This window comes from Streptomyces hebeiensis (genome assembly GCF_052983195.1).
In genome coordinates this window covers 3,024,813-3,046,442 of record NZ_CM129812.1, presented here as the reverse complement: position 1 = coordinate 3,046,442, position 21,630 = coordinate 3,024,813, and the positions used below count along the sequence as shown (strand labels likewise).

The following is a 21,630-nucleotide window of genomic DNA, read 5'->3' as shown; positions in this document are numbered from 1 at the left end:
GGAGCCGCGGGGCCGGGGGCCCGGCGGCGCACGCGCGAAGCATCCGCGTACGAACGACTACGGCCGTGACGCCTCGACAGGCGTCACGGCCGTAGTCTTGGCCAAAGCGTGACGCCCTACCGGGGCGTCCTGGTCGCCGTAGAAGGTGGAAGGCACAGACATGGGCATGGTGGAGATCAAGACTCCCGAGCAGATCGCGAAGATGCGCGAGGCGGGACTGGTCGTCGCCGCCGTGCACGCGGCCACCGCGGAGGCCGCCGTGCCGGGCGCCACCACCAGGGACCTGGACCAGGTCGCCCGCAAGGTGCTGGCCGACCACGGCGCGAAGCCGAACTTCCTCGGCTACGGCGGCTTCCCCGCGACCATCTGCACCTCGGTCAACGAGGTCGTCGTGCACGGCATCCCGGACGACGAGACGGTGCTCAAGGACGGCGACATCATCTCCGTCGACGCCGGCGCCATCATCGACGGCTGGCACGGCGACGCGGCCTTCACCGCGTTCGTCGGCTCCGGCCACGCCCCGGAACTGGTCGAGCTGTCCCGGGTGACCGAGGAGTCGATGTGGGCCGGCATCGCGGCCATGCGGGGCGGCAACCGGCTGGTGGACGTCTCCCGTGCCATCGAGACGTACGTCCGCCGCCAGCCGCGCCCGGGCGGCGGCAAGTACGGGATCATCGAGGAGTACGGCGGCCACGGCATCGGCTCCCAGATGCACATGGACCCGCACCTGCTGAACTACGTCACCCGCAAGCGCGGCAAGGGCCCGCGCCTGGTCCCGGGCCTCTGCCTGGCCATCGAGCCCATGATCTCGCTCGGTACGGCGAAGACGAAGGTGCTGGCGGACGAGTGGACGGTCGTCACGACCGACGGCTCCTGGTCCTCGCACTGGGAGCATTCAGTGGCACTCACGGAGGAGGGCCCGCTGGTGCTCACCGCGCCGGACGGCGGCAGGGCCAGGCTGGCGGAGCTGGGCGTGACGGCGGCGCCGGACCCGCTGGCCTAGGGCGCGCCCCGCCGGCGTACCGGGCCGGGAGAGTCGTCCGCATGCCGGGAGTCGTCCGCATAAGGATCTACCGCGCTGGGCACACTTCCCTGATTCGTCTTTTCGAGTGTGCTGCCGTAGACTGACGCGTCGGTTCTGGTGTACCCGTATGTCCGTATGCGGCTGCCGGAGTCGATCAAGGTAGCCGATTCGAAGGGCGAAGCGTGGCCAAGAAGCAAGGTGCCATCGAAATTGAGGGCACCGTGATCGAGTCCCTCCCGAACGCCATGTTCAAGGTGGAGCTCCAGAACGGTCACAAGGTCCTCGCGCACATCAGCGGCAAGATGCGGATGCACTACATCCGGATCCTCCCCGATGACCGGGTCGTGGTGGAGCTCTCTCCGTACGACCTGACGCGTGGCCGGATCGTCTACCGATACAAGTAGATCTTGCCGACGTCCCCTCGCGGGGGGCGTCCGCACTGACCCGGAGAACCTCAATCCCATGAAGGTCAAGCCGAGCGTCAAGAAGATCTGCGACAAGTGCAAGGTGATCCGCCGCCACGGCCGGGTCATGGTCATCTGCGACAACCTGCGCCACAAGCAGCGCCAGGGCTGACGCACGTACCGCCTGCCTTCAGCAGAACTTCGCGCGACGCGAGCAACATCGTAAATACGCAGTGTCCGACAGCCGTACACCGGCGGTCGACACCTCCGGCGGAGGCCGGAGACCCGGGCCACCGGTCCCGTCCCGTTCACGCTTCGGGCGCCCGGCACGGTCCCCGGGACAGAGACTGCGGAAGACCTCCGAATCAATCCCAGGAGCCATGAATGGCACGCCTCGCAGGCGTTGACCTCCCGCGCGACAAGCGCGTCGAGGTCGCCCTCACCTACGTCTTCGGTATCGGGCGCACCCGGTCCAAGGAGACCCTCGCCGCCACCGGCGTGAACCCGAACACCCGGGTCCGCGACCTCGCCGAGGAAGACCTCGTCAAGATCCGCGAGTACGTGGACGCGAACCTCAAGACCGAGGGTGACCTCCGTCGCGAGATCGCCGCCGACATCCGCCGCAAGGTCGAGATCGGCTGCTACCAGGGTCTGCGTCACCGCCGCGGCCTGCCGGTGCACGGTCAGCGCACCAGCACGAACGCCCGTACCCGCAAGGGTCCGCGTCGCGCCATCGCCGGTAAGAAGAAGCCGGGCAAGAAGTAGTCCTCAGCGACACGCCACCAGCGGTCTTCGCTGTAGGACCGACCACCTCCACGCAGGAGTAAAGACATGCCTCCTAAGGGCCGTCAGGGCGCAGCCAAGAAGGTGCGCCGCAAGGAAAAGAAGAACGTCGCTCACGGGCACGCCCACATCAAGAGCACGTTCAACAACACGATCGTCTCGATCACCGACCCCACGGGCAACGTGATCTCCTGGGCCTCGGCCGGCCACGTCGGCTTCAAGGGCTCGCGCAAGTCCACCCCCTTCGCCGCGCAGATGGCCGCCGAGTCGGCCGCCCGCCGCGCGCAGGAGCACGGCATGCGCAAGGTCGACGTCTTCGTCAAGGGTCCCGGCTCCGGCCGTGAGACCGCGATCCGCTCGCTCCAGGCCACCGGCCTGGAGGTGGGCTCGATCCAGGACGTCACCCCCACCCCGCACAACGGGTGCCGGCCGCCGAAGCGCCGCCGCGTCTGACGTCCGGCCCGCTTCGGCGGGGTGTCCGGCTGGGGGTGTGGGGGTCGTCCCCCACATGACCGCAGTACGGGTGCCGGCCGCCGAAGCGCCGCCGCGTCCGACTCCGCCGCCCCCTTCCTGGCCGGAGGGGAACGGCTCGCGGGCGGCTCGGCGCTTCGGTGCCGTGCCGCCCGTACCCTTGTTTCCGTTGGCATCAAATAGCGGGTGCCAAGACTGGAGGACCGCACCATGCTTATCGCTCAGCGTCCGTCGTTGACCGAAGAGGTCGTCGACGAATACCGCTCCCGGTTCGTGATCGAGCCGCTGGAGCCCGGCTTCGGCTACACGCTCGGCAACTCTCTCCGCCGTACGCTCCTCTCCTCGATCCCCGGTGCCGCCGTCACCAGCATCCGGATCGACGGGGTCCTGCACGAGTTCACCACCGTGCCGGGCGTCAAGGAGGACGTCACCGACCTGATCCTCAACATCAAGCAGCTGGTCGTCTCCTCGGAGCACGACGAGCCGGTCGTGATGTACCTGCGCAAGCAGGGCCCGGGTCTGGTCACCGCCGCCGACATCGCCCCGCCGGCCGGCGTCGAGGTCCACAACCCGGACCTCGTCCTCGCCACCCTGAACGGCAAGGGCAAGCTGGAGATGGAGCTGACCGTCGAGCGCGGTCGCGGCTATGTCTCCGCCGTCCAGAACAAGCAGGTGGGCCAGGAGATCGGCCGTATCCCGGTCGACTCCATCTACTCCCCGGTGCTCAAGGTCACGTACAAGGTCGAGGCGACCCGTGTCGAGCAGCGCACCGACTTCGACAAGCTGATCGTCGACGTCGAGACCAAGCAGGCCATGCGGCCGCGCGACGCCATGGCGTCCGCGGGCAAGACGCTGGTCGAGCTGTTCGGTCTGGCGCGCGAGCTCAACATCGACGCCGAGGGCATCGACATGGGCCCGTCGCCGACGGACGCCGCGCTCGCCGCCGACCTGGCGCTGCCGATCGAGGAGCTGGAGCTCACGGTCCGCTCGTACAACTGCCTCAAGCGCGAGGGCATCCACTCCGTGGGTGAGCTGGTGGCGCGTTCCGAGGCCGACCTGCTCGACATCCGCAACTTCGGTGCGAAGTCGATCGACGAGGTCAAGGCGAAGCTGGCCGGCATGGGCCTGGCGCTCAAGGACAGCCCGCCCGGATTCGACCCCACGGCCGCGGCGGACGCGTTCGGCGCGGACGACGACGCGGACGCGGGCTTCGTGGAGACCGAGCAGTACTGAAACACCTCCGGAGCGTCAGCTCCGGGTTCCGTCGGGTAATCGCCCGTCCGGGAACTGACACCGGTACCTGATACGGCCGGTGCAGATACGAAGGAGTCACACCCATGCCGAAGCCCACCAAGGGTGCCCGTCTGGGCGGCGGCGCCGCGCACGAGAAGCTGCTCCTCGCGAACCTCGCGAAGGCGCTCTTCGAGCACGGTCGCATCACCACGACCGAGGCGAAGGCCCGCCGCCTGCGCCCCGTCGCGGAGCGCTTCATCACCAAGGCGAAGAAGGGCGACATCCACAACCGTCGCCAGGTGCTGCGGTCGATCACGGACAAGAGCGTCGTGCACACGCTCTTCACCGAGATCGCTCCGCGCTACGAGAACCGCCCCGGTGGTTACACGCGCATCACCAAGATCGGCAACCGTCGCGGCGACAACGCCCCGATGGCGGTCATCGAGCTGGTCGAGGCCCTGACCGTGGCCCAGCAGGCCACCGGTGAGGCCGAGGCCGCGACGAAGCGCGCGGTCAAGGAAGACGCCCTCAAGAAGGACGAGGCTCCGGCCGAGACCGTCGAGGACGCCGCTCCGGCCGAGGCGAAGGCCGACGCCGAGGACGCCAAGGACGCGGCCGGGTCCAAGGACGCCTGAGCGTTCCAGGACGCCTGACCGGTATCGAACCGACGGCTGACGGACGGGCCCGCTCCCTCACGGGGGCGGGCCCGTTTCGCCGTGAAAGGAGCCACGAGGTGGACGAGGTGCACGAGGTGAACGTCGGCGTTCACGGCCCGGCGGCCGGGCACGTCCGGGTGCGGCTGGACCTCGGCTACGACGGCAGGGACTTCTCCGGCTGGGCCCGGCAGACCAGCCGGCGCACGGTCCAGGGGGAGATCGAGGACGCGCTGCGTACGGTGACGCGGTCCTCGCGCCGCTACGAGCTGACCGTCGCGGGCCGCACCGACGCGGGTGTGCACGCGCGCGGCCAGGTGGCCCACGTCGACCTGCCCGAGGACGTCTGGGCCGAGCACCGCGAGAAGCTGCTGAGGCGGCTCGCGGGGCGGCTGGGCCACGACGTACGCGTCTGGCGCGTCGCCGAGGCACCGGCGGGCTTCGACGCCCGGTTCTCGGCCGTCTGGCGGCGCTACGCGTACCGGGTGGTGGACCAGCCGGGCGGGGTCGACCCGCTGCTGCGCGGCCACGTGCTCTGGCACGACTGGCCGCTGGACGTCGCGGCCATGAACGCGGCGTCGGCGGGGCTGCTCGGGGAGCACGACTTCGCGGCGTACTGCAAGAAGCGCGACGGTGCCACGACCATCCGCACGCTCCAGCGGCTGGAGTGGGAGCGGGACGCGCACGGGGTGATCACCGCGACCGTGCGGGCCGACGCCTTCTGCCACAACATGGTGCGCTCGCTGGTCGGCGCGCTGCTGTTCGTGGGGGACGGGCACCGGCCGGTGGACTGGCCGGCGAAGGTGCTGGCGGCGGGGGTGCGGGACTCGGCGGTCCACGTCGTACGGCCGCACGGGCTGACGCTGGAGGAGGTCGGCTACCCGGCGGACGACCTGCTGGCGGCGCGCAACCGGGAGGCGCGCAACAAGCGGACGCTGGGCGGCGGGCCGGGACCGGGCTGCTGCTGACCGGCCGCAGGCCCGGCCCCGGGTGGGGGCGGTACGGTCCCGCGCGTGCCTTTCGGCGTATCGGCGTATGCCGCTTCCGCGTACGGCTCCTCCGCGCGGGCCGTCGCGGCCGACGCCCCGCCCGTGGCCGCTACCGGCTCACCGGAGCCGTCGCCGCCGCGGACGCCTGCGCCTCGCCGCGGGCCACGATCTGACGGAACGTGAACTCGGCGAGGTCGTCACCGGCCGTGAAGACCGGCTTGTCCGAGGTCGTGACGTTCCTGCCGCTGGTCCAGCCGGCCACCGTGAAGTACACGTACCGGCCGTAGGAGTTGGTGGTCCTGCGGCAGACCGAGGGCGCCCGGCAGAAGGTCGGCACGCCCTCGCCGGACAGGGAGGCGATGCCGCCGTTCGCCTGGTCCTTGGCCTTCAGCGCCTGCGCCTCCTGGGGGAAGAGCGCGACTCCGACGGTGACGGCGACCCCGTCCTTGCTGTACGTGGCGCGTATGACCTCGTCGCAGCTGTTGGCGGCGAGGATGGAGCCGAGCGAACCCTGGGCGGCCGCCGCGCAGTTGGTGGTGGTCGTCGTCGGGCCCTTGTCGTAGGCGCGCCCGCCCATGGTGAGCTTCCGGCCGGGGTAGAGCGTGTGGGCACCGATCGGGGCCCTGTCCTTGTCCGCGCTGGAGACGAAGTCCTTCGGGTTCGGCGGGGGAAGCGGGTCGGCGGAGGGGAAGGCGGGCCCGGAGGCGCCGCTCTCGTCGGGCAGTACCTCGCCCGCCGTGGGCAGTTCGCCGCCGTTCGCGCCGGTGGCCCGGTTCTTGCCGCCCTCGTTCGTGGACACCACGGCGGTGGCCACGATCGCGGCGACGGTGACGGTCGCGAGCGCGCCGCCGCCGATCAGCATCCAGCGCTTGCGGCGGGTGCGTTGCGCGGTGGCGTCGGCCATCGCGGCCCAGTCCGGGGTGTTGTGCGCATCGCGCGGTTCGTAGGTGTCGCGCGAGGTGAACGGGTCCTGGCCGTAAGGATCCTGCTGCCCGTAGGAAGGATCCCGCTGCCCGTAGGAAGTCTGCCGGCCGTAGGGGCCCGGTCCGTACGGGTCATCTCCTGGAGAACCGGGGCCGCCCCAGGAGGGCCCCCCTTGCCCAAAGCTCATGCCGCGCAGTTTAAGGCCGCCGGGGCGTGCCCCGCGCCCCATGGGAGAGGAAACCGGTTGGGCGCCACGGCCCTGTCGCCCCCACAATGCGGGCATGGGACATGTGGAGGCCGCGCACCTGGAGTACTACCTGCCCGACGGGAGGGTGCTGCTCGCCGATGCCTCGTTCCGGGTCGGAGAGGGCTCCGTCGTCGCGCTCGTCGGGGCCAACGGCGCGGGCAAGACGACATTGCTGCGGCTGATCGCGGGGGAGTTGCGCCCGCACGGCGGCACGGTCACGGTCAGCGGCGGGCTCGGGGTGATGCCCCAGTTCGTGGGGTCGGTACGGGACGAGCGCACGGTCCGCGACCTGCTGGTCTCCGTCGCACAGCCGCGACTGCGCGAGGCCGCGGCCGCCGTGGACGAGGCCGAGCACGCGATCATGACGGTCGACGACGAGGCCGCGCAGATGGCGTACGCGCAGGCGCTCAGCGACTGGGCCGAGGCGCGCGGCTACGAGGCCGAGACGCTCTGGGACATGTGCACGACGGCGGCGCTCGGCGTCCCGTACGAGAAGGCCCAGTGGCGCCAGGTGCGCACGCTGAGCGGCGGTGAGCAGAAGCGGCTGGTGCTGGAGGCGCTGCTGCGCGGGCCGGACGAGGTGCTGCTGCTGGACGAGCCGGACAACTATCTGGACGTCCCCGGCAAGCGGTGGCTGGAGGAGCGGCTGCGCCAGACCCGTAAGACGGTCCTGTTCATCTCGCACGACCGGGAGCTGCTGGCCGGCGCCGCCGAGAAGATCGTCAGCGTGGAGCCGGGCCCCGCCGGATCGGACGTGTGGGTGCACGGTGGCGGGTTCCGTACGTACCACGAGGCGCGCCGGGAGCGGTTCGCCCGGTTCGAGGAGCTGAAGCGGCGCTGGGAGGAGAAGCACGCGCAGCTCAAGCGGCTGGTGCTGGACCTGCGGCAGGCGGCCTCGGTCAGCCACGAGATGGCGTCGCGGTACGCGGCGGCGCAGACCCGGCTGCGCAAGTTCGAGGAGGCGGGCCCGCCGCCGGAGCCGCCGCGCGAGCAGGAGATCACCATGCGGCTGCGCGGTGGCCGTACCGGCGTACGGGCCGTGACCTGCGTGGATCTGGAGCTGACCGGCCTGATGAAGCCGTTCTCGCTGGAGATCTTCTACGGCGAGCGGGTGGCGGTGCTGGGCTCGAACGGCTCGGGGAAGTCGCACTTCCTGCGGCTGCTGGCGGGGGAGGACGTCGCCCATACCGGGGCGTGGAAGCTGGGCGCGCGGGTGGTACCCGGACACTTCGCGCAGACGCACGCCCACCCGGAACTGCTGGGCCGGGCGCTGGTGGACATCCTCTGGACCGAGCACGCCCGGGACCGGGGCGCCGCGATGAGCGCGCTGCGCCGGTACGAGCTGGCGGGCCAGGGCGACCAGCGCTTCGACAAGCTGTCGGGCGGGCAGCAGGCCCGGTTCCAGATCCTGCTGCTGGAGCTGGCGGGCACGACGGCGCTGCTGCTGGACGAGCCGACGGACAACCTGGACCTGGAGTCGGCGGAGGCGTTGCAGGACGGCCTGGAGGCGTACGAGGGGACGGTCCTCGCGGTGACGCACGACCGCTGGTTCGCTCGTTCGTTCGACCGGTATCTGGTGTTCGGCTCGGACGGGGTGGTCCGGGAGGCGACGGAGCCGGTGTGGGACGAGCGGAGGGTGGTGCGCGAGCGGTAGGAGGCGTCGGGCTCGTAACCGTTCGTAATCGCGTGTAACCTTCCGTGGCCGGAGTCGCGCCGGCGCGTGGCCGGAGTCGCGCCCGCGCGGCGGGCCCGGGCCCGCCGCCGGTTCCCGGGCCGGGGCCGTTTTGACCCGCCGACGTGCCCGACGGTATTCTGCTGGTTCGTTATGCGTATTGGCTTGGTTCGTTCTCACGCGAAGGGCCCTTACGCCGGTCCACCGGTCCGATGACCAGCGGCAGGAAACGGTTTGCGTCCCCGTACGTCTGCCAGGGCTGTTGTGATCGTTCGGGTGGCCTTGTCAGGACCCGTCCCCCGAGCCCTGCCGGGCTGGGGGGAGACCCCAATACTGAAGAAGCGAAGGCTACGACCGTGCGTACGTACAGCCCCAAGCCCGGCGATGTGACGCGCCAGTGGCACATCATCGACGCGCAGGACATCGTCCTGGGCCGTCTGGCGACCACCGCCGCAACCCTTCTCCGGGGCAAGCACAAGCCGATCTACGCGCCCCACGTCGACACCGGTGACTTCGTCGTCATCATCAACGCCGACAAGGTGCACCTGTCCGGCAACAAGCGGACCCAGAAGATGGCGTACCGCCACTCCGGTTACCCGGGTGGTCTGCGCTCCGTCCGCTACGACGAGCTGCTTGCGAAGAGCCCCGAGAAGGCCGTCGAGAAGGCCGTCAAGGGCATGCTCCCGAAGAACTCCCTGGGCCGTCAGATGCTCTCGAAGCTGAAGGTCTACGCGGGTGACCAGCACCCGCACGGCGCTCAGCAGCCGGTCCCGTTCGAGATCACCCAGGTCGCGCAGTAATCCCGGCCATCCCCTAAGACGAAAAGAAATCTGAGGAGCATCGTGGCCGAGACCACTGTTGAGACCCCCGTCGAGGGCGAAGAGAACTTCGCCGAGGTGACGACGTTCGAGTCCGAGGCGCCCGTCGAGGGCGAGTACACCTCCGAGTCCCTGGCGTCCCGCTTCGGCGACCCGCAGCCGGCCGCCGGCCTGGGCCGCCGGAAGAACGCGATCGCCCGTGTCCGGATCGTCCCGGGCACCGGCAAGTGGAAGATCAACGGTCGCACCCTTGAGGACTACTTCCCCAACAAGGTGCACCAGCAGGAAGTCAACGAGCCCTTCAAGGTGCTCGAGCTCGACAACCGCTACGACGTCATCGCCCGCATCTCCGGCGGCGGCGTCTCCGGCCAGGCCGGCGCGCTGCGCCTGGGCGTGGCCCGCGCGCTGAACGAGGCGGACGTGGACAACAACCGCCCCGCGCTGAAGAAGGCCGGCTTCCTGAGCCGCGACGACCGCGCGGTCGAGCGCAAGAAGGCCGGTCTGAAGAAGGCCCGCAAGGCGCCGCAGTACAGCAAGCGCTAAATCCACCGGGGTATTACCCACCCCGGCGGTATCGCTCGCTGGCCGTACGTACAGGCTTTACGGCCCCATGGGCCGTACGGCCCGCACGGACCGCATGGTCCGGACCACATGGTCCGCACAGGCCATATGGTCCAACGGGCCATCCGGCCTCTTACGGCACCCGTTCGCCCCGGCGGCACTCCGTGCTGCCGGGGCGTTCGTTTTCTTGGTTACTCGGGCGTATAACAGCATTAAGCGCTCAAGGGTTTTCATTTTCGGAGCATTTTCGCTCGGAGCGGTATGTGCTCCGAGCTGTTTTTCGGAGGGAGAGCTGTGGGACGACTCTTCGGTACGGACGGCGTGCGCGGCGTGGCCAACGCCGACCTGACGGCGGAGCTGGCGCTCGGGCTGTCGGTCGCGGCGGCGCATGTGCTCGCCGAGGTGGGGACGTTCGAGGGGCACCGGCCCACGGCGGTGGTCGGACGAGATCCGCGCGCCTCGGGCGAGTTCCTGGAGGCCGCGGTGGTGGCGGGGCTGGCCAGCGCGGGCGTGGACGTCCTGCGGGTCGGCGTGCTGCCCACCCCGGCCGTGGCCTACCTCACCGGCGTGCTGGGGGCGGACCTCGGGGTGATGCTCTCCGCGAGCCACAACGCCATGCCCGACAACGGGATCAAGTTCTTCGCGCGCGGCGGGCACAAACTCGCCGACGAACTGGAGGACAGGATCGAGACCCTGTACGAGCAGCACCGCACGGGCGAGCCGTGGGAGCGGCCGACCGGGGCGGGCGTGGGCCGAGTCCGTACGTACGACGAAGGTTTCGATCAGTACGTGGCACACCTGATCGGGGTGCTGCCGAACCGGCTGGACGGGCTGAAGGTCGTCCTGGACGAGGCGCACGGCGCGGCGGCCCGGGTCTCGCCGGAGGCGTTCGCGCGGGCCGGCGCCGAGGTCATCACGATCGGGGCCGAGCCGGACGGCCTGAACATCAACGACGGCTACGGCTCCACCCACCTGGACCACCTCAAGGCCGCCGTGGTCGAGCACGGCGCGGACTTCGGCATCGCCCACGACGGCGACGCGGACCGCTGCCTGGCCGTGGACGGCGCGGGCGAGGAGATCGACGGCGACCAGATCCTCGCCGTACTGGCCCTGGCGATGCGCGAGGCGGGCACGCTGCGCGGCAACGCGGTCGTCGCGACGGTGATGTCCAACCTGGGTTTCAAGACGGCGATGGAGCGCGAGGGCATCCACCTGGTGGAGACGGCGGTCGGCGACCGTTACGTACTGGAGTCGATGAAGGAGCACGGCTACGCCCTGGGCGGGGAGCAGTCGGGCCACGTCATCGTGCTGGACCACGCCACGACCGGCGACGGCACCCTGACGGGCCTGATGCTCGCGGCCCGCGTGGCCGCCACCGGCCGTTCGCTGGCCGACCTGGCGGGCGTGATGCGGCGGCTGCCGCAGGTGCTGATCAACGTGCCGGACGTCGACAGGTCCCGGGTGAACACGTCCGCGGAGCTGACCGCGGCGGTCGCGGAGGCGGAGAGCGACCTGGGCACGACCGGCCGCGTCCTGCTCCGCCCGTCGGGCACGGAGCCGCTGGTCCGGGTGATGGTCGAGGCGGCCGACATCGAACAGGCCCGCGCGGTGGCGGGCCGGCTGGCGGACGCGGTGAAGTCGGCGCTGGGCTGACGCGGCGGGACGGTCCCGTGCGGGCGGGGCCGGTCCCGCACGGGCAGGGCCGGGCAGTGCTGCCCGGCCCGTTCTGCGACTTCGTCCATGAGAATCGCGGTATGAGCGATGACACGAGCTTCGGTGTGGGCGGAGGGCCGACCGCGAACGTTTCCGTGAGTCTGCACGCCGGGAACATCTCCGCCGTACGGGCCCGGGTCGGAAAGCGCGGTTTCAGCGCCTACGTCGACGCGGCCGTGCAGAGGCAGACCGAAGTACGCCATTGACGCCGTGGTCGCGGCTACCGCGTCGCACGCCCAGCGGCCGGCGGTCGTTCTCACCTCGGACCCCGAGGACCTGGAAGTGCTGTGCGGCGGTGGCGTACGCGTCGTCGAGGTCTGACCGTATGCCAGGGCTCGGCGGCGCCGTTCGCCCGACGTCCGTTTCCGTCGACGGGCCGGTGCCCGGCGGAGCCGCGCGGTGGCGATGATCAGTGGACGCTTCCACACTCGTACGATAACTTGTACAAGTCGAGAGTCATGGAAGGAGGCAGCGATCATGTCCATCACCGCGAGTGAAGCGCGCCAGAACCTGTTCCCGCTGATCGAGCAGGTCAACGAGGATCACGCGCCGGTTCACATCACTTCCCGCAAGGGGAACGCCGTTCTGATGTCCGAAGAGGACTTCAGCTCCTGGATGGAGACGATGCACCTCCTGCGCTCTCCCAAAAACGCTCGCCGCCTGCTCGACTCCATCGCCGAGGCCGAGGCCGGCGAGGCTCGGCCGCGCGGGTTGATCGACCCCGACGCGGGGCGTGAGTGAAGATCTCGTTCACGTCGCACGCCTGGGAGGACTACACCTACTGGGCCGAGAACGACCGCAAGATGGTCAAGCGCGTCAACAAGCTGATCGACGACACCAGGCGTGACCCCTTCAAGGGCATCGGTAAGCCCGAGCCCCTGAAGGGCGACCTCTCGGGCTACTGGTCCCGGAGGATCGACGATACGCACCGGCTCGTGTACAAACCGGCCGACGGCGAGCTGATCATCGTCCAGGCGCGCTACCACTACTGATAGGGGCCCGAGGGGCTGTCCTCGCCGGCGTCTTGCCAGGCGCCGATGCTGGACGAGGCGAGGACGTCGCGGACCTCTTCGGCCAGGTCGATGAAGGCGTCCGGGGGGCCGGCCGGTGTGGTGCCGATGACTCATCATGTGTGTCAGGCGTGTTGGGGTGCTGGTCAGGCCGCCTGTGACGGACGTCCGATGCGTGAAGGAAGTCGTCTGGCAGTGCCTCGCGGTTCCCGGACGGGTGGGGGAGAATCCTCACGTAGCGCGCGGCGTCCTCGCGGCTCCCGTGTCGTGTGGGCTGTGCCATCGTGGGTGGCGGTGTGCGGGCGGAAGGCTGCCCCACCGCGAAGGCCCACTGACCCGGCGGTGTGATGGACGAGGTGCGCGCGGCGAGTATGGCCGGGGTGCGAACCCAGTCCGTTCTCGTCGTCCTGTTCGACGGTGTGCAGCCCCTCGATATCGCCGGTCCTGTGGACGTGTTCTCGGTGGCGGCCCGCTACACCGGAAGTGAGGGCACGCCCCCCTACGTCGTCCGCACCGCCTCGCTCGGTGGCGCGACCGTACGGTCCGCCGGGGGCCTGCGGCTGGTTCCCGATCTGGATCTGGCCGATGCGGAGAACCCGGACATCCTGCTCGTGCCCGGTGGGCCGGGCGTGGGGGACGTCGGCAGCGGGCTTGTGACCTGGCTGCGCGAGCGTGGCCCTGATGTGCGACGTGTCGTATCAGTGTGCACCGGGGCCTATCTGCTGGCGCAGGCCGGGCTGCTCGACGGCCGCCGGGCCACGACGCACTGGGAAGCCTGTGACTCCTTCGCGGGCAGGTTCCCCCAGGTGATGGTCGATCCGAACCCGATCTTCGTCCGGGACGGCACGATCTCCACGTCGGCGGGCGTGACGACCGGCATCGACCTCGCCATCGCCCTGGTCGAGGAGGACTACGGGCGTGCGGTGGCTGACGAGATCGCTCGGCTGCTGGTGGTCTTCGTCCGCCGGCCGGGGAACCAGGCGCAGTTCAGCGCCCAGCTCTCGGCGCAGACGGCCCGCTCCGATCCGCTGCGTGAGGTTCAGTACTGGGCCGCTGCCAACCTGGCCTCCGACCTTTCTGTTCCCGCGCTGGCGCAGCGCGCCGGTCTGTCTCCCCGTCAGTTCGCCCGTGCGTTCGTCGAGGAGGTGGGGGTCACCCCGGGCCGGTTCGTGGATCTTGTCCGTCTGGAGGCCGCGCAGCGCGCGCTGACGGACACTCGCGACGGCGTGACCGGTATCGCTCGCCGCTGCGGATACGGGTCGCCGGAAGCGATGCGTCGTGCGTTCCTGCGGGAACTCGATGTCTCGCCCACGGAGTACCGCCGCGGTTTCGGCAAGCCGTCGACACTCGGCCCCGACCCCCGGTAGCTCAGCCCCGACCTCCTGCCCAGAGGCGCCGTCCCGCGGGAGGTCCCGCCCCGTCGCATGGCAGATTTGTTGGTCTGCATGACATAGGCGTCACGAGGGGTTGCTTCTACGCTCGGTGGTGCAGCAACTGATCGGAATTGTGACCGCAATGTCCGGAACAATCGAAGGAACCCCTTCATGCAGATCGCGATCGTCCTCTATCCCGACTTCACCGCGCTGGATGTCATCGGGCCCTACGAGGTGCTGGGTCGCCTGCCGGACACCGAGGTCGTCTTCGTCGCCGAGAACCCGGGCCTGGTCCGCAACGATCTGGGCAGCCTGTCGATCAACGTCGTCGCACAGCTCGCCGAGGTGCCGAACCCGGACGTGGTGATCGTCGGCGGCGGTCCGGGCCAGGCGGACCAGATGGCCGACGGAGCCCTGCACACATGGCTGCGGTCGGTCGACCGGTCCTCCACCTGGATGACGTCCGTCTGCACGGGATCCCTGATTTTCGCCGCCGCCGGAATCCTCGCCGGCCGTCGGGCGACGAGCCACTGGGGCGCGCTGGAGCAACTCGCCGAGTTCGGTGTGACGCCGACCGACGAGCGGGTTGTCATCGACGGCCACTACGCGACCGCGGCGGGCGTCTCGGCGGGGATCGACATGGCCCTGACCCTGGCCGGTCTGATCGCGGGCGACGATGTGGCGCAGGCGGTGCAACTCCTCATCGAGTACGCCCCGCAGCCGCCCTACAACTCGGGGACCAAGGATGCCGCTCCCGCGGAGGTCGTCGAGAAACTGTTCACGCTGTTCGCACCCAGCTGAGCGCGTGTGACGTACCGTACGTTTGCTCCTTGGAACTCGGTACCCCCTTGACCCGACTACTGGAGCGGCACGGCGACGACTGCCGTTCGTGGTAGCAGTGGCCGCAGGCACAGCGGACGGCGGGCGTGCACGTGCACGTCACGGTGAAGGCGGGATCGGCGCACCGGGCAGGATCGAGCGCGTCCTGGACGCCTACGACGCGGTCGGCACCCCGGGGCCGGAGACCTTCACCCTGCACGTGTACGACGGCGGGCAGCACCTGCGCCACCCGCAGATGCCCGGCCTGCCGCTGCCCCGTCCCTGACCGGGCCCGTACGCTCCAGGAGCCCCGGGCGGGGCCTCGGCTCGGCCCCGGCCGGACGGCTGGAGGGACCGGCCCGTTCATGGCCTGTGAGTCCCGTGTCCTTGGCCTGGAACAGCGCGTAGAACGCAACTGCCGACGCAAGAGTCGCCCGCCGCAGCCCTGACAGAGCGACGGCGGTGATCACGGACTCGCGTGGATGCGCGGGCCACATCCGCGGATAGGGGCGGCCGCCCGGTCCTGTCCCGATCAATCCGCATACGGCAGGGATCGCCGCAACGGCCACCGCGCTGGACTGGGCGTTGCTGCCGTATCGGACGAGAAGGCCGACACTCAGGCAGCCGATCAGGTTGCGGGCGACGGCGAAGCTCAGGGGGAAGTTCAGAAGGGCGGCCTCGGCGAAGGCGACGGCCAGAGCGGTGATGCCTGCTACGGCCACCTGTTCCTCGTGCGCCACCGTCCGCGTCGTCCCGACCGTACGCCGCTACGCCTCGCCGCGTACGTTCCGCCAGGCCGCCGGCAGGCCGTCCGCGACGTCCAGGGCCGAGACCGGGGCGCCCCGGGACTTCAGGCGGGCGGCGAGGCCGTGCAGGTAGGCCGCGGCCGCGGCGGCGTCGTGGGTGGGCAGGCCGGTGGCCAGGAGGGAGCCGGCGAGGCCGGAGAGGATGTCGCCGCTGCCCGCCGTCGCCAGCCAGGGCGTGCCCGTGGGGTTCGCCCGGACCGGGGCCGTCGGGTCCGGGGTGGCGATCAGCGTCGTCGAGCCCTTCAGCAGCACCGTCGCGCCGTACCGCGAGGCGAGTTCGCGTACGGCCGCCAGCCGGCCCGCCTCGACCTCCTCCCGGGGGACGCCCAGCAGCGCCGCCGCCTCGCCCGCGTGCGGGGTGAGCAGGGTCGGGGCGCTGCGGGCGCGTACCGTCGCCGCGTCCAGCAGCCGCAGGCCGTCCGCGTCCACCAGGACCGGCACGTCCGAGGCCAGGACGTCCGAGGCCAGGGGCTCGGCCGTGCCCGGCTCGTCGCCGAGGCCCGGACCCACGGCCCAGGCCTGGACCCGGCCCGCCTTCGACGGCGGGCCCTCGTGCACCAGGGTCTCCGGGAAGCGCGCGATCACCGCGTCCCCGCCGGGGCCCACGTACCGCACGGCCCCCGCGCCCCCGCGCAGCGCGCCCGCCACCGCGAGCACCGCCGCGCCCGGGTAGCGGGCGGAGCCCGCGACGATGCCGATCACGCCCCGCCGGTACTTGTCGCTCTCGCCCGTCGGCTCCGGCAGCAGCCGCGCCACGTCCGCGTGCTGGAGCACCTCCAGGTCCGGTACGGGCGGCAGCAGCGGGCCGAGGCCGATGTCCACCAGCCGCAGGGCACCGGCGTGTTCGCGCGCCGGGTCGATCAGCAGTCCCGGTTTGTACGTGCCGAACGTGACCGTGACGTCCGCGCGCACCGCCTCGCCCGCCACCTCGCCGCTGTCCGCCGTCACCCCGCTCGGCAGATCGACGGCCACGACCACCGCGCCCGACGCCCGCGCCGCCCGTACCAGCGGCACCGCCTCCGGCCGCAGCCCGCCGTGCCCGCCGATACCGGTGATGCCGTCCAGCACCAGATCGGCGCCGGCCAGGACCGCGTCGGCGTCGCCGGTGCCGTCCGCGTCCGCGGGGGCGTCGGTGCCGTCGGCGATCCGGCCGCCCGCGTCGAGCAGCGCGGCCAGTCCGGCCCCGTGCGTACGGGCGGGCGCGAGCCGCACCACCGAGACCCGGGCCGAGCGGCCCGCCAGCAGCGCCCCGGCGTACAGGGCGTCACCCCCGTTGTCGCCGCTGCCGACGAGCAGGACGACCCGCGCCCCGGACACCCGCCCCCGCCGGTCACGCAGCAGGCCGGCGCAGGTCGCGGCGAGCCCGGCGGCGGCGCGCCGCATCAGCGTGCCCTCCGGCAGCCGGGCCATCAGCTCCCGCTCGGCGTTCCTCACGGTCTCCACGCGGTACGCGGTACGCATACGGTCCAGCCCTTTCCCTGCGGTTCGCTCGTCTGCTCGTCAAGCTCGTCAGCCCGGCTGCGCGGGCCAGCTTCCGGGCCGGGTACGCCGGGGCCGCCCGCGCCTCAACCCTCCGCGATCACCACCGCCGACGCCACCCCCGCGTCATGGCTGAGCGAGACGTGCCAGTGCCGTACGCCCAGCTCCGCGGCGCGCGCCGCCACCGTCCCCCGTACCCGCAGCCGCGGCCGGCCGCTGTCCTCGACGTACACCTCGGCGTCCGTCCAGTGCAGCCCGCCGGGCGCGCCGAGTGCCTTGGCCACGGCTTCCTTGGCGGCGAACCGCGCCGCCAGGGAGGCCGTTCCGCGCCGCTCCCCGCTGGGCAGCCGCAGCTCCCCCGCGGAGAACAGCCGGTCGGCCAGCTGAGGAGTGCGCCGCAGCGACTCCCCGAACCGGTCGATCTCGGCCACGTCGATCCCCACCCCGATGATCACAACAACGCTCCCCGTCTCACTCCACCGTCACGGACTTCGCCAGGTTCCTCGGCTGGTCCACCTCGTTGCCCCGCGCCGTCGCCAGCTCGCACGCGAACACCTGCAACGGCACCGTGGCGACCAGCGGCTGGAGCAGCGTCGGCGTCGCCGGGATACGGACCAGATGGTCCGCGTACGGCACCACCGCCTCGTCCCCCTCCTCCGCGATCACGATCGTCCGCGCGCCCCTGGCCCGGATCTCCTGGATGTTGGAGACGATCTTGCCGTGCAGGACCGAGCGCCCGCGCGGCGACGGTACGACGACCACCACCGGCAGGTCCTCCTCGATCAGCGCGATCGGACCGTGCTTCAGCTCGCCCGCCGCGAACCCCTCCGCGTGCATGTACGCCAGCTCCTTGAGCTTGAGCGCGCCCTCCAGGGCCACCGGGTACCCCACGTGCCGGCCCAGGAACAGCACCGTCCGCTTGTCCGCGAGCGTGCGCGCCAGCGCCCGTACCGGCTCCATCGTCTCCAGCACGCGCTCCACCTCGCCCGCGATCCGCGACAGGTCCCGGATGACGGCCCGGATCTCGTCGCCCCACTTCGTGCCGCGCAGCTGGCCCAGGTAGAGCGCGACCAGGTAGCAGGCCACCAGCTGGGTCAGGAACGCCTTGGTCGACGCGACGGCGACCTCGGGGCCCGCGTGCGTGTAGAGGACGGCGTCCGACTCGCGCGGGATCGTCGAGCCGTTGGTGTTGCAGATGGCCAGCACCTTCGCCCCCTGCTCGCGGGCGTGCCGCAGCGCCATCAGCGTGTCCATGGTCTCGCCGGACTGCGAGATGGCGATCACCAGCGTGCGCGGGTCCAGGATCGGGTCGCGGTAGCGGAACTCGCTCGCCAGCTCCACCTCGCAGGGCATCCGCGTCCAGTGCTCGATGGCGTACTTGGCGATCAGCCCGGCGTGGAAGGCCGTGCCGCAGGCGACGATGACGACCTTGTCGGCCTCGCGCAGCACGGAGTGGGGGATGCGCACCTCGTCCAGCGTCAGGGCGCCCTCGGCGTCGATCCGGCCGAGGAGGGTGTCCGCGACGGCCTTCGGCTGCTCGGCGATCTCCTTGAGCATGAAGTAGTCGTAGCCGCCCTTCTCGGCGGCCGACGCGTCCCAGTCCACGTGGTACTCGCGCACCTCGGCCGGCGCGCCGTCGAAGTCGGTGACGACGACGCCGTCCCGGCGCGCCTCGACCACCTGGTCCTGGCCCAGCTCGATCGCGGAGCGCGTGTGGGCGATGAAGGCCGCGACGTCCGACGCGAGGAACGACTCGCCCTCGCCGACCCCCACCACCAGCGGAGAGTTGCGGCGCGCGCCGACGACGACGTCCGGCTCGTCCGCGTGCACGGCGACGAGGGTGAAGGCGCCCTCCAGCCGGCGGCAGACCTGCCGCATCGACTCCGCGAGGTCGCCGCAGGAGGAGAACGACTCGGCGAGCAGGTGGGAGACGACCTCGGTGTCGGTCTCCGAGTCCAGGTCGTGACCGCGGCCCGCCAGCTCGGCGCGGAGCACGGCGAAGTTCTCGATGATCCCGTTGTGGACGACGGCCACCCGCCCGGCGTTGTCGAGGTGGGGATGGGCGTTGGCGTCGGTCGGGCCGCCGTGCGTGGCCCACCTGGTGTGCCCGATCGCGGTGGAACCGCTCGGCAGCGGGCGGTCCTTCAGCGCCTTCTCCAGATTGACGAGCTTGCCCGCCTTCTTCGCCGCGGCGAGGCCGCCGTCGGCGAGGACCGCGACCCCGGCCGAGTCGTAGCCCCGGTACTCCAGCCGCTTCAGGCCCGCGACGACCACATCAAGCGCCGACTGTCCGCCGACGTAACCCACGATTCCGCACATATGGATCCCTTCCCGGCTGTTCCCGGCCGTTCCCGGCCGCCGGACACATCGTTCCAGAACGCGCGGCGGGGCAGCGGTACCACGGCCATCGCGCCACGAGCCCCCGCGGGCCTCTCCCGTCAGCGCGGCCGGTCCGCGACGGCGGGCCCTCCTCCCGGGGCGGGCACCGGCGTGGATGACACCTCGGGGAACAGCGTGGCCTCTTCCGCGGGGGCGGGGCACAGGGTGGCGTCCGCCGTGAGGGTCCGCCGGCCCTGGGGCGTGGTGAGGGTCACCGGGAACGGCTCGGTGTTGCTCGCCCGGGTCTCCAGTGCCCGGGCCGCCGCCGCCGTGCACGCGAGCTGGGCCGCCGCGAGGTCGCCGAGCGGCTTCTCGCTTCCCAGGAGTCCGATGACGATCTCCCCGGACTCCCCCGGTGCGCCGGCCTTGACAACGGTCCGGGGAGGTCCGGCGTCCGGCGGCAGTTCGGTGGCCACGTCGGCCCCCGTCGCGGACGCCGGCCCCCGCAGGAGCAGGGTGACGGCCGTCTGGACGCCGGCCCCGCGGCTGTCCGTGCCGTCGCGCGTGAGTCCGGCGGGCCGGCCCACCGGGTACAGCGCGCCGCCCCTGACGAAGTAGAGCCAGGTCACGGGGCGCAGCCCGGTCGCCGGAGCGCCGGTCTCCACGACACCGGTGGCGGGGATCCGGCAGCCGGCGAGCAGGAACGGTACGAGGGCGAGCAGGACGGCGACGGCCCGGGCGCGGCTGTTCCCGACGGATGCGGCCCGGGGTGCGGACCGGGGTGCGGTTCCGGGTGGGAGCGTGGGCGGGGCGTGCGTGGGGCGCGTGGCGTATGCGGACGTCATGGGCGCTCCCCGGTTCCCTTCGCCGGCGGCAGGTCGTCACGGCCGGCCGCCGGCCACGGCAGCTCCACCGTGAACACGGCTCCGCCCCCCGGTCCGTTCGCCGCACGCACGGTGCCTCCGTGCAGCCGTACGTTCTCCGCGGCGATGGCGAGGCCGAGGCCGCTGCCCTCCGTGCGCGTCCGGGCGCTGTCCGACTTGTAGAAGCGTTCGAAGACATGCGGGGACACGGCGTCCGGGATGCCCGGGCCGCTGTCCGTCACCTCGATCACGGCCCGGGCGCGGGTACCCGCCGCCGGGGCCGGCACCGTGGTGAGACGCAGTCGTACGGGCGGAGCCCCGTGCCGGAACGCGTTGGCGACCAGGTTGGCGACCACCACGTCCAGGCGACGCGGGTCCGCGCGCCAGCGCAGCGTGCCGGGCGGCGGCAGCTCGGTCGCCACGCGCTCCGACCAGCCCCGGGAGGCCAGCGTGCGGAGCAGGGACTCGGCCAGGTCGATGTCGTCCAGCTGGAGTCCGGCCGCACCGGCGTCGAACCGCGAGATCTCCATGAGGTCGTCCACCAGCCGGGCCAGCTTCGTGGTCTCCTGGCTGATCAGCCGCACGGCGGTGGCGGTGTCCGGGTCCAGCCCGGCCGCGTCCTCGTCGAGGACGTCGGTGACCGCCGCCATCGCCGCCAGCGGGGTCCGCAGCTCGTGCGAGACGTCGGCGGCGAACGCGCGCGCCCGGGCCTCCATCCGGCGCAGCTCCGCCACGGACCGGTCCAGCGCGGAGGCGGTCTCGTTGAACGTACGGGACAGGTCGGCCAGTTCGTCCGAGCCGTTGACCGCGAGCCGGGTGTCGAACCGGCCCTCCGCCATGCTTCCGGCGGCCCTCCGCAGCTCCCGCACCGGCCGCAGCACACCGCGCGCGGCGAGCAGGGCGATGACGATGGCCAGGACGAGCGCGGGCACGACGGCCCGCTCGACGGCGGCCACCAGCGCGTCCACGTAAGCCTGTTCGGCGTTCTGCGACACGACCAGGAAGACACTGAGCCCCGACAGCGCGGCCGAGGTGCCGCCCGGACCGGCGTACGTGACCGGCATGCCGACGACCAGTTCGGAGACCGTGCCGGACCCGGTGCCGGTGGTGACCCGCTGGAACACGGTGGCGCGCCGGGTGGCGACCGCCTCGCGCAGTTCCGGACTGACGGCGGCGAAGGAGTAGTCGGAGGGCACGGGGGCGCGTGTGTCGCCGTAGACGGCCAGCACGCGCCAGCCCTGCGAGCGGCCGACGCGCGCCACATCGGTGGCGAGGCCGTCCAGTTGCCCCTGGGTGGGTGGCAGGGTGAGGGCGGGGGCGAGCGTGTTGACGTGGTCGCGGAACTGTTTGACGACGGTGTCCTGGCTCTGCTGGAGGACGCCCGTACGCGCCTCCCGGAAGGTCAGCGCGCCCGTCGTCAGCGTGCCGGCCACGGCGACGAGGGTGGAGGCGACGACGAGCCGCACGCG

General features: G+C 71.6%; 24 protein-coding genes. 18 read left to right on the top strand and 6 right to left on the bottom strand.

Annotated features, from left to right (window positions below; all coding sequences use genetic code 11):
- Positions 1 to 166 precede the first annotated feature (166 nt).
- The 8 genes from map to truA all read left to right on the top strand — a co-directional run bounded on the left by map (position 167) and on the right by truA (position 5,536).
- A complete protein-coding gene (gene map, locus ACU6P3_RS13185) occupies positions 167 to 1,003 on the top strand; it encodes a type I methionyl aminopeptidase (RefSeq protein ID WP_447197877.1) in 837 nt (278 codons plus the stop codon).
- Between the two features lie 203 nt (positions 1,004 to 1,206).
- Positions 1,207 to 1,428: a translation initiation factor IF-1 gene (gene infA / locus ACU6P3_RS13180; RefSeq protein ID WP_003956442.1), complete on the top strand. Its 222-nt coding sequence runs from the start codon at positions 1,207 to 1,209 to the stop codon at positions 1,426 to 1,428.
- Positions 1,429 to 1,486: 58 nt separating this feature from the next.
- Positions 1,487 to 1,600, top strand: a complete 114-nt coding sequence (gene rpmJ, locus ACU6P3_RS13175) for a 50S ribosomal protein L36 (RefSeq protein WP_003956441.1) — start codon at positions 1,487 to 1,489, stop codon at positions 1,598 to 1,600.
- Between the two features lie 212 nt (positions 1,601 to 1,812).
- The gene (rpsM, locus tag ACU6P3_RS13170; RefSeq protein WP_447197293.1) at positions 1,813 to 2,193 is read left to right on the top strand and encodes a 30S ribosomal protein S13; all 381 of its coding nucleotides are present in this window, start codon (positions 1,813 to 1,815) and stop codon (positions 2,191 to 2,193) included.
- A gap of 66 nt (positions 2,194 to 2,259) precedes the next feature.
- Positions 2,260 to 2,664, top strand: a complete 405-nt coding sequence (gene rpsK / locus ACU6P3_RS13165; protein ID WP_003948617.1) for a 30S ribosomal protein S11 — start codon at positions 2,260 to 2,262, stop codon at positions 2,662 to 2,664.
- A gap of 228 nt (positions 2,665 to 2,892) precedes the next feature.
- A complete protein-coding gene (locus ACU6P3_RS13160; protein ID WP_003956430.1) occupies positions 2,893 to 3,915 on the top strand; it encodes a DNA-directed RNA polymerase subunit alpha in 1,023 nt (340 codons plus the stop codon).
- A 104-nt stretch (positions 3,916 to 4,019) separates the two neighbouring features.
- Entirely contained in the window at positions 4,020 to 4,550 is a 531-nt protein-coding gene (rplQ, locus tag ACU6P3_RS13155; RefSeq protein ID WP_447197292.1) for a 50S ribosomal protein L17, read from the top strand.
- A gap of 98 nt (positions 4,551 to 4,648) precedes the next feature.
- Positions 4,649 to 5,536, top strand: coding sequence for a tRNA pseudouridine(38-40) synthase TruA (gene truA, locus ACU6P3_RS13150; RefSeq protein ID WP_447197291.1), 888 nt, complete (start codon positions 4,649 to 4,651; stop codon positions 5,534 to 5,536).
- 130 nt (positions 5,537 to 5,666) lie between these two features.
- Here truA and ACU6P3_RS13145 read toward each other — a convergent pair whose 3' ends face one another.
- On the bottom strand, positions 5,667 to 6,668 hold the full coding sequence (locus ACU6P3_RS13145) for a hypothetical protein (RefSeq protein WP_447197290.1): 1,002 nt from the start codon (positions 6,666 to 6,668) through the stop codon (positions 5,667 to 5,669).
- 94 nt (positions 6,669 to 6,762) lie between these two features.
- Here ACU6P3_RS13145 and ACU6P3_RS13140 point away from each other — a divergent pair, with 94 nt between their 5' ends.
- The 10 genes from ACU6P3_RS13140 (at position 6,763) to ACU6P3_RS13095 (ending at position 14,980) form a co-directional block, all read left to right on the top strand.
- A complete protein-coding gene (locus tag ACU6P3_RS13140) occupies positions 6,763 to 8,382 on the top strand; it encodes an ABC-F family ATP-binding cassette domain-containing protein (protein WP_447197289.1) in 1,620 nt (539 codons plus the stop codon).
- Between the two features lie 374 nt (positions 8,383 to 8,756).
- Positions 8,757 to 9,200 (top strand): 50S ribosomal protein L13, encoded by a 444-nt coding sequence (gene rplM, locus ACU6P3_RS13135; protein ID WP_030742240.1) that lies wholly within the window; start codon positions 8,757 to 8,759, stop codon positions 9,198 to 9,200.
- Between the two features lie 42 nt (positions 9,201 to 9,242).
- Positions 9,243 to 9,761: a 30S ribosomal protein S9 gene (gene rpsI / locus ACU6P3_RS13130; protein ID WP_030742242.1), complete on the top strand. Its 519-nt coding sequence runs from the start codon at positions 9,243 to 9,245 to the stop codon at positions 9,759 to 9,761.
- 312 nt (positions 9,762 to 10,073) lie between these two features.
- Positions 10,074 to 11,432: a phosphoglucosamine mutase gene (glmM, locus tag ACU6P3_RS13125; RefSeq protein WP_447197288.1), complete on the top strand. Its 1,359-nt coding sequence runs from the start codon at positions 10,074 to 10,076 to the stop codon at positions 11,430 to 11,432.
- Positions 11,433 to 11,533: 101 nt separating this feature from the next.
- Positions 11,534 to 11,698, top strand: a complete 165-nt coding sequence (locus ACU6P3_RS13120) for a hypothetical protein (RefSeq protein ID WP_447197287.1) — start codon at positions 11,534 to 11,536, stop codon at positions 11,696 to 11,698.
- A gap of 271 nt (positions 11,699 to 11,969) precedes the next feature.
- The gene (locus ACU6P3_RS13115) at positions 11,970 to 12,233 is read left to right on the top strand and encodes a type II toxin-antitoxin system Phd/YefM family antitoxin (RefSeq protein WP_447197286.1); all 264 of its coding nucleotides are present in this window, start codon (positions 11,970 to 11,972) and stop codon (positions 12,231 to 12,233) included.
- Positions 12,230 to 12,484, top strand: coding sequence for a Txe/YoeB family addiction module toxin (locus ACU6P3_RS13110; RefSeq protein ID WP_447197285.1), 255 nt, complete (start codon positions 12,230 to 12,232; stop codon positions 12,482 to 12,484). Before ACU6P3_RS13115 ends, ACU6P3_RS13110 begins: the two co-directional genes overlap by 4 nt.
- A 398-nt stretch (positions 12,485 to 12,882) precedes the next feature.
- The gene (locus tag ACU6P3_RS13105) at positions 12,883 to 13,869 is read left to right on the top strand and encodes a GlxA family transcriptional regulator (RefSeq protein ID WP_447197284.1); all 987 of its coding nucleotides are present in this window, start codon (positions 12,883 to 12,885) and stop codon (positions 13,867 to 13,869) included.
- A gap of 177 nt (positions 13,870 to 14,046) precedes the next feature.
- Positions 14,047 to 14,676 carry a DJ-1/PfpI family protein gene (locus ACU6P3_RS13100; RefSeq protein WP_447197283.1) on the top strand — a complete coding sequence of 210 codons (630 nt, stop codon included), beginning with the start codon at positions 14,047 to 14,049 and terminating at the stop codon, positions 14,674 to 14,676.
- 97 nt (positions 14,677 to 14,773) lie between these two features.
- A complete protein-coding gene (locus ACU6P3_RS13095; protein ID WP_447197282.1) occupies positions 14,774 to 14,980 on the top strand; it encodes a hypothetical protein in 207 nt (68 codons plus the stop codon).
- A 481-nt stretch (positions 14,981 to 15,461) separates the two neighbouring features.
- Here ACU6P3_RS13095 and ACU6P3_RS13090 read toward each other — a convergent pair whose 3' ends face one another.
- From ACU6P3_RS13090 to ACU6P3_RS13070, 5 genes are all read right to left on the bottom strand, one after another.
- Positions 15,462 to 16,961 (bottom strand): NAD(P)H-hydrate dehydratase, encoded by a 1,500-nt coding sequence (locus tag ACU6P3_RS13090; protein WP_447197281.1) that lies wholly within the window; start codon positions 16,959 to 16,961, stop codon positions 15,462 to 15,464.
- A gap of 104 nt (positions 16,962 to 17,065) precedes the next feature.
- Positions 17,066 to 17,434, bottom strand: a complete 369-nt coding sequence (locus ACU6P3_RS13085; RefSeq protein ID WP_344276939.1) for a holo-ACP synthase — start codon at positions 17,432 to 17,434, stop codon at positions 17,066 to 17,068.
- A 16-nt stretch (positions 17,435 to 17,450) separates the two neighbouring features.
- Positions 17,451 to 19,298: a glutamine--fructose-6-phosphate transaminase (isomerizing) gene (glmS, locus tag ACU6P3_RS13080; protein WP_447197280.1), complete on the bottom strand. Its 1,848-nt coding sequence runs from the start codon at positions 19,296 to 19,298 to the stop codon at positions 17,451 to 17,453.
- Positions 19,299 to 19,417: 119 nt separating this feature from the next.
- Positions 19,418 to 20,143 carry a hypothetical protein gene (locus ACU6P3_RS13075; RefSeq protein WP_447197279.1) on the bottom strand — a complete coding sequence of 242 codons (726 nt, stop codon included), beginning with the start codon at positions 20,141 to 20,143 and terminating at the stop codon, positions 19,418 to 19,420.
- On the bottom strand, positions 20,140 to 21,627 hold the full coding sequence (locus ACU6P3_RS13070; protein WP_447197278.1) for an ATP-binding protein: 1,488 nt from the start codon (positions 21,625 to 21,627) through the stop codon (positions 20,140 to 20,142). Before ACU6P3_RS13070 ends, ACU6P3_RS13075 begins: the two co-directional genes overlap by 4 nt.
- Positions 21,628 to 21,630: the final 3 nt, after the last annotated feature.

Excerpts from the sequence above, each read along its gene's own strand:
- rplQ (WP_447197292.1), top strand. The coding sequence starts at position 4,020 with ATGCCGAAGCCCACCAAGGGTGCCCGTCTGGGCGGCGGCGCCGCGCAC.
- ACU6P3_RS13100 (WP_447197283.1), top strand. The coding sequence starts at position 14,047 with ATGCAGATCGCGATCGTCCTCTATCCCGACTTCACCGCGCTGGATGTC.
- ACU6P3_RS13090 (WP_447197281.1), bottom strand. The coding sequence starts at position 16,961 with ATGCGTACCGCGTACCGCGTGGAGACCGTGAGGAACGCCGAGCGGGAG.
- ACU6P3_RS13160 (WP_003956430.1), top strand. The coding sequence starts at position 2,893 with ATGCTTATCGCTCAGCGTCCGTCGTTGACCGAAGAGGTCGTCGACGAA.
- rpmJ (WP_003956441.1), top strand. The coding sequence starts at position 1,487 with ATGAAGGTCAAGCCGAGCGTCAAGAAGATCTGCGACAAGTGCAAGGTG.
- ACU6P3_RS13075 (WP_447197279.1), bottom strand. The coding sequence starts at position 20,143 with ATGACGTCCGCATACGCCACGCGCCCCACGCACGCCCCGCCCACGCTC.
- map (WP_447197877.1), top strand. The coding sequence starts at position 167 with ATGGTGGAGATCAAGACTCCCGAGCAGATCGCGAAGATGCGCGAGGCG.
- ACU6P3_RS13145 (WP_447197290.1), bottom strand. The coding sequence starts at position 6,668 with ATGAGCTTTGGGCAAGGGGGGCCCTCCTGGGGCGGCCCCGGTTCTCCA.
- ACU6P3_RS13140 (WP_447197289.1), top strand. The coding sequence starts at position 6,763 with ATGGGACATGTGGAGGCCGCGCACCTGGAGTACTACCTGCCCGACGGG.
- ACU6P3_RS13115 (WP_447197286.1), top strand. The coding sequence starts at position 11,970 with ATGTCCATCACCGCGAGTGAAGCGCGCCAGAACCTGTTCCCGCTGATC.
- glmS (WP_447197280.1), bottom strand. The coding sequence starts at position 19,298 with ATGTGCGGAATCGTGGGTTACGTCGGCGGACAGTCGGCGCTTGATGTG.
- rpsK (WP_003948617.1), top strand. The coding sequence starts at position 2,260 with ATGCCTCCTAAGGGCCGTCAGGGCGCAGCCAAGAAGGTGCGCCGCAAG.
- ACU6P3_RS13120 (WP_447197287.1), top strand. The coding sequence starts at position 11,534 with ATGAGCGATGACACGAGCTTCGGTGTGGGCGGAGGGCCGACCGCGAAC.
- rpsM (WP_447197293.1), top strand. The coding sequence starts at position 1,813 with ATGGCACGCCTCGCAGGCGTTGACCTCCCGCGCGACAAGCGCGTCGAG.